Genomic DNA, 12,960 nt, shown 5'->3' with positions numbered 1-12,960 from the left:
TCGCCAATGGCCGGGATGGGCCGGAAGCAGTAGGTCCGCTTGTGGCTAGGGAAGAACGAGAGTGGACCTTTACCTCCAAGGTCCGATGTCGTGACTCGACCACGCCAGCCTGCAGCAGCATCCGTTTTCGCTCAAAGACTGTGCGATGTGGGGGAATGACCGCAAAAACGACGTGGTTGCATTGGTCGCTTCCCCAGGAGTCGAACACGCTCGCATTTGAAACACCAGTAGAGTACGCCCAACGCTTGTATGACTCCAAGCTAATATGCTACCCCTGCGTCATGCGCGGACTGCTGGCACTTGGTATGCTGGTATTGGCGGCTACAACAGCAGCCGCAGGTGAGCAAGTGTTCGACTCCATCGCCGCCGGCAACAAGGCCGCCGTGGAGCAAGCCGTGGCAGGCGGTGCCGACGTTGACAGCCGGGCACGCGACCAGGCAACCCTTCTCATCGCTGCTGCGCTCGACGACCAGCCCGCAATTGCGGAATTGCTGGTGAGCAAGGGCGCCGACGTCATGGCCCGGAACTCGGGCGGCTTCACCCCGCTTCATGCGGCGGCCTTCTCGGGCAGCCTGCCGATCGCCAAGCTGCTGCTGGAAAAAGGCGCGGTGCTCGAAGATGCCGCCAACAAGGCGGGTGCTACGCCGTTGTTGGTGGCCGGCGAGGAAAACCACGTTGAACTGGCAGAATTCCTGATCGCGAAAGGTGCCGATGTGAACCATCCCGAGGGTCATGATTACATGCCGACAACGCGCGCATTCTGGAAGGGCAACACGGATATCATACGACTGTTCAAACGCCATGGTGCTACCTGCCAAGCCAAAATCCTTGGCGAGGCGAACGCGGCGAAGTGCGCCGAGATCCACGATTGACGGAGGATACAGATGAGCACGATGATCAAGTCACGACTGGTTCGGAATTTGGGGGCTGCCCTGGTCGCGGTAGCTGCGGTCGCCGGCGCGGGATCGGCTTGTGCCGACGATTCGGTAAACACCGGCTATTTCGGCGGTGTGGCGATCATGGGCTACGACACGGTCGCTTACTTCACTGACGGCAAGGCCGTGAAGGGCTCCGAAGAGTTCACTTATGAATGGCTGGGGACACCTTGGCATTTCGCTAGCAAGAAACACCAGGAAATGTTCATGAGCGAACCGGTCAAGTACGCTCCTCAATATGGCGGCTACTGCGCCGGCGAAGTCGTGGGCGGAGGGGTAACGGTCAACGTCGATCCCGAGGCATTTAAGATTATCGACGGCAAGCTCTACCTGATCTACGACGTCGGCAATGCGGACACTTTCGCCGCGCATGCGGATGAAGAAATACCGAAAGCGGACGCCAACTGGCCGAAGGTTGCGGCCAATTTGGAGCTTGATAAGTATCACTGAGACCAGGTCCGTCTACTGGACGACGGTGAAGTGAAACACCTTGCTTGAATTGACAAAGGAGTAGCCTTTGCCTGCTGCGTCGTTGCGACTGTAGACGGGACCGCAGTCGGGGCGCCCGAACATATTCTCGCTCAGCTCGCACAATAGGTCGCCATCGACACGGACGGTCTCGGTGACCAGCCGCGTCGTGGAGCGGAAGGCCGCCTTGCCGTCGCTCCCGATCTGGAGGAAGGCTGGTTGGAGAGCGGGTTCAAGCTGGCCCTGCAGCGTATGGCCCAGCATCAGCGAGGCGATCTCCTCGCCCCTTAATCGGTTGTGCTCGTCGCCGGTGAAGCCGAACGGCCATTCGGGCAAGCCCGCCTGCTGCAACGCGTCGATGATGAGAGCCAAATCCCGGGGGTTACGGTATTGCGCACCGTTAAGCCGGGATGCGGACAATGAATCCGGTGTCGACATGGAACCTAGTCCCTCGGCGACCGCCGCCCTCGCATCCTTCAGGCGGCCGGCGCGGGCGTATGCGGCACCAAGCGTAATTCTGAAATCTCCGACTGAAGGCGCATCGTCGCGGGTGCGTTCGAGCGCCTCGATCGCCTTGTCGATGCTACCTTGAATGAGAAAGACCAGACCGGCAATTTGCCGGTTGATGGGTGAAAGGTTGGGATCGAGCCTGAGCGCCGTCTCGACCGCGGTGGCTGCGTCGGTATGATTGCCGGCGAACAGTTGCACGTATCCTAGAGCTATTTGCGTCTCCGCATCGCCGGGGCCGAGTGCGACGGCTCGCTCGGCCGAAGCGATGGCTTCCTCGTAGCGGCGATCCACGACCTGCATGATGCCAAGAATCGCATAAGGCGACGAAAGATCCGGGTCGAGTTGCAGCGCACGGCTTGCCTTCTCATAGGCGCGCTTGCGCGCGGGGGCGCTCTGCATGATATCGTTAAACGATTCGCGCCAGATATAGACTGTCGTGCTTGCATCCGCCGCGAAGGCTTCGGCGAAAGCGGGGTCGAGTTCCTCAGCCTTGTCGTAGAGCGTGAGCGCCTGCCGCAGCCCGTCGCGCCGGCCGGTCCGTGCTGTCTGCTCGGCCCGAAGGTAGAAGTCGTAGGCCTCGAGGTTTTCGGTCGGCGGGCGCGCCATGCGCTCGCTTTCCGCTGCCGAAGGTTCCATGCCAAGCGCCTTGGCGATCTCCGCGCTCATCTCGTCCTGGACACTGAACACGCCGGCCATGCCACGGTCGAACCGGTTGGCCCACAGATTGTCGCCCGTCGCCGTATCGATGAGCTGGGCATTGAGGCGGATCTGCTCACCGGTGCGGCGGACGCTCCCCTCGACGACGAAGCGGACGCCAAGGTCGCGCGCGACGTCCGCCAGCGCTGCAGGCTTGTCCTTGTAGGCGAACACCGAGTTGCGCGCGATGACGTCCAGACCGGAAAGTTTGGTGAGGTCGGTGATCAGATCCTCGGTGATGCCGTCAGCGAAATAGTCCTGGCCTGGGTCGCCGCCGAGGTTTGCAAACGGCAGCACGGCAACCGATGGCCGCGATGGCACCGAGAACTTCTGCCATGCGAAAATGCCGGCAATCGCGGCAATCGCCAGGGCCGCGGCGCCTGCCAGGATCATGACGCGCGGGCCCGGCCGGTGGGGTGCGGCCGTGACCTTTCCCGAGGCCCCGGGATCGAGCAAGAGGCGATAGGCGCGAACCGGATCAGCGATGTTCTTGAGGCGCTGCTCGCCAAGGCTGGCAAAGCCGACATCCACCTTGTGCACCGCGTGGTCGAACGCCGTGCCCGAGATGCAAATACCCCCAGGCTCGGCCATTGCCTCCAGGCGCGCGGCAATGTTCACGCCATCGCCATAGATGTCATCGCCCTCAACGATGACGTCACCGAGATTGACGCCGATGCGAAACCGGATCTGCCGGGCATCAGTTGTGCCCTTGTTGCGCTCCGCCATCCGGCGCTGGATCACGGCGGCGCACTGGACGGCATCGACGACGCTGGCGAACTCGACGAGCGCACCGTCGCCCATGAGCTTGACCATGCGGCCGCGGAATTCCTCGATCGCAGGGTCGATCAGTTCGCGACGGCAACTTTTCAACCGCTCGAGCGTACCGACCTCGTCCTCGCCCATGAGTGTGCTGTATCCGACCACATCGGCAGCAAGTATCGCGGTAAGCCTTCGCTCCATACCTGCCTGCGCCCTCCCGGTCGATCAAGCGGCTTCGCTGCAGCCTATTCTAGTCCCGCGTCGGACGCGAGCGTGCGCGACTGCTTTCCTGAGGATGTCTGGGTTACTCAGTTGGTGCAACGTGCCGATCCTTCCATCCGTAAGTTCCAAGCTAGGATTGGACGCACGCTGGTCTGTTTCGCACAATGTGGCCAACCGAACCGTCGGCACAAAGCAGCCCTGCCATCGACCGATCTCGAAATCGCCGCAACGGGAGAAAGCGATCGTTCCGCGAGTAACAACCAATGCCAGCCTCTGGCACAACGAGCCTTCTCGCCTGTTCAGTCGGATGTCTGCTCTTGGATGCGTCTATGGCCTGCCCAACGACCGACATGAGGCGCAAAGCGGAATATGGGTATCGCGCCGCGACGGTCGAGATTCAACCGCGGCTCAGAGCTCGCCGGAGAGCACTGAAACGAATGCGATATTGCGCCGGCGTCAGCCCGACCTTGCGGCGGAAGAGACGCCCGAAAAAACTCGCATCCTCGTAGCCGACTTCATTGGCCACCGCTTCGACCGGGAGATCGCCCGTCTCCAGCATCTGCTTGGCGTGCTCGAGCCTGAGCGCGTGGATGTAGTCGATCGCCTTCATGTCCGTAGCCCTGGCGAAGCGGCGCACGAAGGAGCGCTCGGACAGGCCTGACAACTTTGTCATGGCGGCGACGGGCGAGGGCGTCCGGTAGTTGAGCTCGGCCCATTTCTGGCACCGGTTGATCACCGCGTCGCTGGTCTGGCGAAAGCGCATGAGCGCGGCGAAAGGCTGCTGGCCCATGTCGTGCCACTGCAGCATGTAGACCTTGGCGACCTCCATCGCCTCCTTGAGGCCGACAAAGCGCGCGATGAGATAGAGGGCGAGGTCCTGCCAACTCGAGCCGCCCCCGGCCATGACAACCCGTTGCGCCTCGCCGCTCAGCACAAGCGACTGGTCCGGCTTCACCTTCACGCCGGGATAGTTGTTCGTGAGCGTCTCGACATAGCCCCAGTGAATGGTCGCCTCGCGATTGTCGAGCAGCCCCGCCTCGCCGAGCAGCACCGCGCCAGAGCATGCGCTGGCCAACATGGCGCCGTCGTCATGCGCACGCTTCAGCCAGGCGGCTTCGGCGTCATACTGCCCGGCGACGCTTTCGCCCGGATTGACGAAGAAATCGGGGATGCAGACGATGTCGGGGCGGGGGCAATCGGAAAGCGCGTGGTCCGGGCGCACCCAGACTCCGTTTGCGGCGCGAAACGCGCTGCCGTCTCCGGCAACCACATAGGGCCGCATGCGCGGCGTGCCCGAGGCTCCGCTGGTGATGAACAGGAAATCCCTACCGGGCGAGGAAAACAAGTCGAACATGCCGTAGATCGTGGAGGCGGTAGCCTCCGGAGCGGCTAGGATCGCCACGTTTAATGGTCTGGCCTGTTCAACCATGGCAGAAATGACCGCCTTCTAGCATTTTCGACTTTAGCGACCATGCTCGCGCCGCGCTAGCGTGCTTGAAACGAGGAGACGCCCCATGGCCGCCACCGCTACCCTTGCACCTTCGAGCATCGAGAGCTTCCGTTCCATCTTGCGCGGCGAGGTGCTGGAGCCGTCGAACCCATCCTATGACGCGACTCGGGTCGTCTGGAACGGCATGATCGACCGCCGTCCCGCCCTCATCGCGCGCTGCCGGAATGCTGCCGATGTCGTGGCGTCGGTGAATTTCGGGCGCGAGCAGGGGTTGGCGATCGCAATTCGCTCGGGCGGCCACAATGTTGCAGGCTACGCCGTCTGCGACGGCGGGCTGATGATCGACATGTCGCTGATGAAGGGCGTACGGGTCACGCCCGGCCTCGACCGTGCCTTCGTCGAGGGCGGCGCCACCTGGGCCGATGTCGATGCGGCCACCACCCCGCTTGGCCGCGCCACTCCAGGCGGTCTCATCTCGGCGACGGGCGTTGCCGGCCTGACGCTTTCCGGCGGCATCGGCTGGCTGCGCGGAAGCCACGGCCTCAGCATCGACAATCTGCTGGCCGCCGATCTGGTGACCGCCGATGGCCGCCTCATCCATGCCGACGCGACGCAGAACCCGGATCTCTTCTGGGCGTTGCGCGGCGGTGGCGGCAATTTCGGCGTGGTGACGAGCTTCGAGTTCAAGCTACACCCGATCGAGCAGGAGCTGATGTTGTGCGGTCCGGCCTATCCCGAAGAGCGCGCCAACGAGATCATTCCGCTCTGGCGCGACTTCGTGCAGACCGCACCCGACTGCCTGAGCGGCCTGGCCGAGTTCTCCACCCTGCCCGACGACCCCTCAATTCCCGAGCATGCAAGGGGCCGGCGCGTCCTGGCGCTCGCGCATGTCTATGACGGACCGGCCGACGAGGGCGAGCGGATCGTGGCGCCGTTGCGCAGCTTTGGGGAACCGCTCGTCGATTTCAGCGGCCGCATGCCGTATCGCACCATCCAGTCGCTCTATGACGGGCTGTTCCCGAAAGGCCGCGACCGCTGCTACTGGAAATCTACCTACCTCTCGCGCCTCGACGAAGAGGTCATCGTGGAGATCACAGCGCGGATGGCGAAGCGCCCCTCCGAAATGACCTTCGCCTCGATCTGGAAGTTCGGCGGTTTCGTGCAGCGCGTCGCAGCCGATGCGACTGCCTTCGGCGACCGCTCCATGCCCTTCATGCTTAGCCTCGACGCCATCTGGCCAGGCGCTGGGGAGGACGATGCGAACATCGGCTGGGTTCGCAGCTTCTGGCAGGACATGCAGCGCCACTCGACCGGCCGCCTCTATCTGAACTTCCCCGGCCATGGCGAAGGAGCGGATCTCGTGCGCGACGCCTTGGGAGCCGAGGCCTACGCGAGGCTCGCCAAGATCAAGCACAGATACGATCCGGACAATCTGTTCCGCCTCAACCAGAACATCCTGCCAATGCACTGACGCACAATCCAAATCGGGCGTGCGGTGGCGCTCTCGTTTCGGCCGTGGTGGCTTTAGTCGCGCCCAGCGTGGTCGCCGCGATGTCCGCTTGCAATCAGTGGCAAATCTGTCCGCAACGGCCGAGATTGGGCGCAAAGCCACCGGTTGCATTGGGTCGAACTCGGTCGTTCAAAGTGATTGGGTTTTGACCCTATTCTAGAGGATTCAACATGCCTGCCACTTCTGAGGCTGAACATCGCGCGATGTACGCTTTGGCCGAGGGCCGTGGTGTGCTCGGCATTCCGAAAGCGGTCGGCGAAGAGTTCGTCGGCAAGGACAATGCGGGTCAGGCAGCCTCGCTGATGCTGGTTGCGCCCGATGGCGATGTCCTGGTGCTCCGGCGCTCGTCGACCGACACCAGCTGGCCCGGCCACTGGTGCTGGCCTGGTGGCAAGTCGGATAAGGGCGAGGACGCCGAGACAACGGCGGTGCGCGAGACCACCGAGGAGGTCGGCACGCTGCCCTCTGGCACGCGCCAGCTCATCGATACGCGCGACACGCCGAACGGCTGGGTGCATCACACCTTCGCGCAGGCCGTCGACAAGAAGTTCGCGCCGGTGCTGACCGACGAGCACTCCGGCTATGCCTGGGCTCCACTGCGCTCGCTGCCTGAGCCGCTGCATCCCGGTCTGCGCGAAATGCTGGGCGAGCGCCTTGGCGTCGCCGCCGACATGTCGCCGCAGGATTGGGACGCGCTACGCTCCAACTTCGTGAAGTGGACGAAAGAGGAAGAGATCGAGCCCGAGCACGTCGCAGCCAACGATGCGCTGGCGATGGATCGCAACAGCGTTCGCGTGTTCGACCAGGATGGTCATCTGCGCGTCGAGATGACACCGATCTCCAAGGCCAACGTCTGCCCGTACTACGGCCGCGAAATCCCGGATTTCGAGGCGCTTGGCCTCGATCCCGAGCGGGTCTACCGCCTCTATCGCGATGCCGACGAGCTGGCGAAAGCCGCGCCGACCTTCGTCGGCAAGCCGCTTCTCCTGAAACACATCCCGGTCAGTGCCAAGGACCATCCGCGCGAAGCCGTGGTCGGATCGATCGGCGATGCCATCGAGTTCCATGCGCCGTATCTCATGGCGCCGCTGAGCATCTGGGATGGGGCGGCAATCGCTCTGATCGAATCCGATCGGCAGAAAGAACTATCGAGCAGCTACCGCTACCGGGCCGACATGACGCCCGGCATGCTGGCTGGAGAATCCTACGACGGCGTGATGCGGGACATAGCCGCCAATCACGTCGCCTTGGTTGAGGAGGGTCGCGCCGGACCCGATGTAGTTGTCGGCGACAGCAAACAGGAGATCCAGAAAATGAAGAAATCGGCACTGCTGTCGCGCATGGCATCTGTCGCCCACGGCGCGATCCTTGCCCACGTAATGCCCAAGCTGGCCAGCGATCAGAAGATTGATGTCAGCCCGGCTCTGGTCGGCGTCACGGTCGACAATTTCAAGGCCAAGCGGCCCGCCATCATTGAGGCGGTCGGCAAGGCCACGAAAGGCAAGCTGGCCGCTGATGCCAAGCTCGACGGGCTCGAGGCGGTCCTGGTCGCGCTCGACGAGGTCGAGGTCCAGGAAGCCATGGACGAAGACGACGACGAGGACGACGAGGACGACGACAACAAAAAGAAGGCCGAGGACGCGGAAGAGGAAGAGGACGACGAGGACGACAAGAAGAAAAAGGCCGAAGATGCCGACAAGGACGACGACAAGGTCGACAAGAAGGCGATGGACTCGGCTATCGCCGCCGCTGTTTCCACCGCTATCGATCGCGCCAAGCGTGAGGCCCGCGAGGAAGCGGCGCAGGTGCGCGCTGCCGAAGAGGCGGTTCGCCCCTACATCGGCAAGCTCGCCATGGCCCATGACAGCGCGGAAGCAGTCTACCGGACCGCGCTCACCTCGCTCGGCGTCAACATCGATGGCGTTCACCCCTCGGCGCTGCCCGCCATCCTCAAGGCCCAGCCGCTGCCGGGGGCCGCTCAGGTCCAGCGGCCTGCCCGCGTCGCCATGGATGCCGCCGGCGTCAACTCGTTCCACGAGATGTTCCCGGCCACCAAGTCCCACATCGTCAAGTCGCTCTAAGAAGAGCGGCTTAAATCCTGAAACCCCTTCCCAGCCGGCCAGCGAGCCGGCTCTTTTCATGAGGAGAACCGCCCATGTCTGGCTTTCAGACGCAGGCCGCCTACAACCCCGCCCCGGCTGTCGAGGGCGACTTCGCCAGCACCAATCCCCGCAGCACCGTCCTGGCCGCCGCTGGCGCGCTGGTCGCCGGTGCGTTCGGCGCAATCGTGGGCCGCTTTGCCTGGCTGAGCTATGCCCAGGCCGACAGCGACAATGCGCCGGCAGTGGTCAACAACTTCGGCACCGGTCCCGTGGCCGGCTTCATCCACCGTGAGCAGCAGGGCCTGATCGAGGTCTATCTACAGGAATCGACCATGCTGGTTCCTGCAGGCTTCCCGATCACCGCCTTCGACGGCGGTGACTTCTGGGTGAAGAACGCCGGCGCCACCCCGGCTCTGGTCGGCCAGAAGGTCTATGCCAATTATGCGGATGGCAAGGCGACGGCGGCTCCGACCGGCACGCCTAACGGCGCGACCACGTCGGCCGGCTTGATTGCCGCCGCGACCAGCGGCTTCGTCGGCTCCATCGTCGGCAACGTGTTGGCGGCAACCGCCCTTGACTCGGGCACGATCTATCCCGGCACGACCATCTCCGGCACCGATGTCGCGACCGGCACCAAGATCGTGAAGCAGCTGACCAGCGCCGAAGTCGACGGCTCGTTCGGCAAGACCGGCACCTATGCGGTGTCGATCCCCGACCAGAGCGTCGACCCGGGCACCGTCATCGCCGGCACCTTTGGCGTGTTCACGGCTGGCGGCGCCGTCGCTGGTGTCTTCGGCGTCGGTGACACGCTGACCGGTGCAGGCATCACCGCTGTCACCACCATCGGCCAGCAGATCACCGGCCCGGCCGGCGGCGCCGGCACCTATGCCGTCGACGTCAACACTGTCGTCGCCGCGGCGACCATCACCGCGGCCACCAACGTCGAGACCAAGTGGACTGTGCGTTCCTTCGCCCAGCCGGGTGAGCTGATGAAGATCAGCGCGTGGCCCCTGGGCTAAACCCCTCCCGTCAACCTCGAAACCATGCGCCGGCGTGAAAGCCGGCGGTCTGTGAGGAGAACCACCATGCAATTCCACGACTTTAATCAGGCGGCCGCAACGTGGGCGCAGCATCGCCCGATGTTCGAGCAGGCCGGCATCTACCTTCCCGAAGCACGCGCCTACATCGTCGAGGCCTTCCGCACCAACCATCTCGCGATGGATGCGCAGCCTCAGCTGGCGACTGTGTCGAACACCGGTATCCCGGCGTTCCTCACCACGCTGGTCGACCCCGAGGTGTATCGCATCCTTTTCGCCCCGACGCAGGCCGCCGAGATCTTCGGCGAAACCCGCAAGGGCACATGGATCGACCAGACCGCGATGTTCCCGACCATTGAGCAGACCGGCGAAGTGTCGAGCTACGGCGACTATAACGACAATGGTCGCTCCGGCGCGAACATGAACTGGCCGCAGCGTCAGTCCTACCTGTTTCAGACGATCGCCGAATATGGCGAGCTGGAGATCGAGCGCGCCGGCCTTGGCCGCGTCAGTTGGGTCAGCGAGGTCGACGGCGCGGGCGTTACGGTACTCGCCCGCTTCCTGAACACCACTTATTTCAAGGGTGTGCAGGGCCTGCAAAATTATGGCCTTCTTAACGATCCGAACCTCGCGGCACCGATCACCCCGGCGCCGAAGGCCTACGGGGCGTGAAGTGGATCAACAACGGCCAGATCGTCGCCACGGCGAACGAAATCTACGCCGACATCCAGTCGCTTTGGCTGCAACTCGTCACCCAAACCGCCGGCCTGATCGACCAGAAGACCAAGATGACGCTGGCGCTGTCGCCAGAATCGCAACTCGCCATGACTGCGACGAACTCCTTCAACGTCAACGTCGAGGATCTGCTTCGCAAGAACTTCCCGAACATCCGGGTGGAGACGGCAGTGCAGTATGGTGCGCAGACATCGATAAACCCGGTGGGCATCGCGGCCGGCAACCAGGTGCAGCTGATCGCCGACGCGATCGACGGCCAGAAGACCGGCTATTGCTCCTTCAACGAAAAGCTTCGCACGCATCCGATCATTCGCGCGATGTCCTCGTGGAAGAAGAAGATGACCAGCGGCACCTGGGGCGCGATCATCCGCCAGCCGATGGGCATCTCGCAGATGGTCGGCGTCTAACACCGCCTCCATTTCAGAGGGAGCGCCGCGAGAGGACCCAAGCCTCGAAGCCCCTTCGGTGGATCGCAGCCGCAAGGCACCATCGGAAACAGCGGTATCGTTTTCAGGTAGAAAGTCTCAGTTTGAATTTCGGCTACGGGTGGTTTTCAGACGTTGGGCGCGACAGTACTGTTGTAGTGTGGGTCTGCAAGCACACACAAGGGTTTCGAGAGGTGTCGTATGCCCAGAGCGCGAGGCCGAATGGCGCTGACCGCAGATTTGGTCGCGCGCGCCCATCGGGCGATTGAGAACACCGGCCCAGCCCCGGATATGGTTCGCAATACCGACACCGAGTGGAACGTCACCGTTCGGGAAATGCTAGCGTCGCGTCCTGCAGGACAGGATGTGTGGATCTTCGCTTATGGCTCACTTCTCTGGAAGCCGGCTTTGGAGCACGTCGAGGAGCGTCCCGGCGTCGTGCCGGGTTGGCACCGTTCGTTCTGCATTCGCATGGAAGATTGGCGCGGAACGGTCGACCAGCCAGGCCTCATGATGGGGCTCGACAGGGGTGGGCAGTGCGGGGGGATGGTTTTGCGACTGGCCGAGGATACCGTTGAGGACCAGCTCGGAAAACTTGTTCGGCGCGAAATGCCCGTGAGGCCCTCCAGCAAGCCGATCACCCAAACCTCGCGATGGGTGCAGGTACATACTACCCAAGGGCGCTTTCGAGCACTTGCCTTCGTTGTCAATCGAAAGGGGGTCAACTATGCGGGAAGCCTTACGCCGGATGAGACGGCGGGTATTTTGGCCAAAGCATGCGGCCATGGAGGGTCGTGCGCGGAATATCTCTACAACACAATCTCGCAATTGGAGGCTTTAGGCATTCGGGATCGCAACTTGTGGCATTTGCAGTCGCTTGTGGCAGACAAGCTTGTTTCATTGCATCCGTGACAGGGCCTCTGGCGGACCCACATCCCGGCTGGGTTAAGCGCTGAAAGGCCGCAATTGCCATCTTTGGCGAGCCACCAGGGTCGTAAGCAAAAATTCAAACTGAGACACTACCCGTTTTCAGCTTCCCGAAAGGGAGCCAGGGGCCGGCGGACGGACGAGGCTATGGCCCGTGAGACGAACGGCCGGGAGTGGGAGGCAGGTGCCCGGAAACGGGTATCTGGACGCTGAACCACCGAAGCCGTCGCCAAGCACGGAGCATCCGCGTAACTGTCAGGGAGGGCTGGACCGCTGGCTTCCCACCCCGGGTGCCTGTTCTCGCTGAGCCAGGATTGACACCTAGCATCCGCTCCCACCTCCGGGCCGCGTCATTGGCGATAGTTTGGCGGGGCCACCATAGATCATCTCTGGCGCGGCCCGGAAGACCCGCGCCAGCAGCAAGTGCTCCGGCACCTTCGATTTCATCGGCCCGACGGCGATGATGGGTTTCAGTAGCCGATCCAGACGCGGCTTCCTGGTGTTGTCCGTCATGGTCTCCGACCCCCCCGCTGCGGTTCTTCCGTGCTTGCTCGCCGCACATCGCCTCGCAAGTGCAACCAGTCCTTTGATAACAGGAGTATATCGATGTCCGCCACCGTCACTGTCGCCTGCAAGCTTCCGCACGGCCTCGTCCTGCGCCTGCACGATATGATCGAGCAGAATGAGCCAACCGCCGGCGGCAGCTTTCGCAAGGTGAAGCGCGCCCAGGTCATCGGCGAGCCGGTCGTGCTGAAAGGCTACGGCCGTCGGTTCGATCGCCGCACCGAGCAGGCTCCGTCGGCGCAGACCAGCAGCTACGCCCTGACCTATGGCGTCGACGCCGACTTCTTCAGGAAATGGCTCGCCCAGAACCAGGACCTCGAGGCGGTCAAGAACAACCTGGTCTGGGCGCATGCTGAACGCGACATGGTCGAAGGCTTCATCAAGGAGCACGAGGCGCAGAAATCAGGCTTCGAGCCTATCGATCCGAACAATCTGCCGCGCGGTATCCAGGCCTTCAAGCAGGACGCCGCCTGAGCCGATGGCGCGGGCGCTTCTGATCGCGGCGTTCCTCGGCATGGCTGTCTCCATGGCCGCCGGCGCTGGGCAACCCTGCAAATTCTGGCATCCAATTTGCGGCATACTCACCTCGATAGTTTGGCCAACAGCAGACATGCCGTTTT

11 protein-coding genes are annotated in these 12,960 nt (G+C 63.0%); 9 read left to right on the top strand and 2 right to left on the bottom strand.

The features are described from left to right. Positions 1–281: 281 nt before the first annotated feature. A complete protein-coding gene (locus AC1RZR_RS00230; protein ID WP_481829174.1) occupies positions 282–872 on the top strand; it encodes an ankyrin repeat domain-containing protein in 591 nt (196 codons plus the stop codon). 12 nt (positions 873–884) lie between these two features. Further along, positions 885–1,385 (top strand): YHS domain-containing (seleno)protein, encoded by a 501-nt coding sequence (locus AC1RZR_RS00225; protein ID WP_481827280.1) that lies wholly within the window; start codon positions 885–887, stop codon positions 1,383–1,385. Between the two features lie 12 nt (positions 1,386–1,397). On the opposite strand, the gene AC1RZR_RS00220 is transcribed toward AC1RZR_RS00225, so the two are convergent. Together AC1RZR_RS00220 and AC1RZR_RS00215 are read right to left on the bottom strand one after the other, a co-directional pair. Further along, complete coding sequence (locus AC1RZR_RS00220; protein ID WP_481827279.1) at positions 1,398–3,569, bottom strand: tetratricopeptide repeat protein; 2,172 nt, start codon at positions 3,567–3,569, stop codon at positions 1,398–1,400. 418 nt (positions 3,570–3,987) lie between these two features. Beyond that, complete coding sequence (locus AC1RZR_RS00215; RefSeq protein ID WP_481827278.1) at positions 3,988–4,944, bottom strand: GlxA family transcriptional regulator; 957 nt, start codon at positions 4,942–4,944, stop codon at positions 3,988–3,990. A gap of 160 nt (positions 4,945–5,104) precedes the next feature. On the opposite strand from AC1RZR_RS00215, the gene AC1RZR_RS00210 reads away from it, so the two are divergent. The 7 genes from AC1RZR_RS00210 (at position 5,105) to AC1RZR_RS00180 (ending at position 12,814) form a co-directional block, all read left to right on the top strand. Beyond that, positions 5,105–6,511, top strand: coding sequence for an FAD-binding oxidoreductase (locus AC1RZR_RS00210; protein WP_481827277.1), 1,407 nt, complete (start codon positions 5,105–5,107; stop codon positions 6,509–6,511). A gap of 209 nt (positions 6,512–6,720) precedes the next feature. Beyond that, on the top strand, positions 6,721–8,631 hold the full coding sequence (locus AC1RZR_RS00205) for a DUF2213 domain-containing protein (protein WP_481827276.1): 1,911 nt from the start codon (positions 6,721–6,723) through the stop codon (positions 8,629–8,631). 74 nt (positions 8,632–8,705) lie between these two features. After that, a complete protein-coding gene (locus AC1RZR_RS00200) occupies positions 8,706–9,671 on the top strand; it encodes a structural cement protein Gp24 (RefSeq protein WP_481827275.1) in 966 nt (321 codons plus the stop codon). Positions 9,672–9,737: 66 nt separating this feature from the next. Beyond that, complete coding sequence (locus AC1RZR_RS00195; protein WP_481827274.1) at positions 9,738–10,361, top strand: hypothetical protein; 624 nt, start codon at positions 9,738–9,740, stop codon at positions 10,359–10,361. Then, positions 10,358–10,831, top strand: coding sequence for a hypothetical protein (locus AC1RZR_RS00190; RefSeq protein WP_481827273.1), 474 nt, complete (start codon positions 10,358–10,360; stop codon positions 10,829–10,831). The genes AC1RZR_RS00195 and AC1RZR_RS00190 overlap by 4 nt, the downstream gene beginning before the upstream one ends. A 240-nt stretch (positions 10,832–11,071) precedes the next feature. Then, positions 11,072–11,761 carry a gamma-glutamylcyclotransferase gene (locus AC1RZR_RS00185; RefSeq protein WP_481827272.1) on the top strand — a complete coding sequence of 230 codons (690 nt, stop codon included), beginning with the start codon at positions 11,072–11,074 and terminating at the stop codon, positions 11,759–11,761. 621 nt (positions 11,762–12,382) lie between these two features. Further along, a complete protein-coding gene (locus AC1RZR_RS00180) occupies positions 12,383–12,814 on the top strand; it encodes a hypothetical protein (protein ID WP_481827271.1) in 432 nt (143 codons plus the stop codon). The last annotated feature ends 146 nt before the right edge of the window (positions 12,815–12,960 follow it).

Source organism: Mesorhizobium bavaricum, from assembly GCF_056781655.1.
This window is presented reverse-complemented; position numbering and strand designations above follow the sequence as displayed.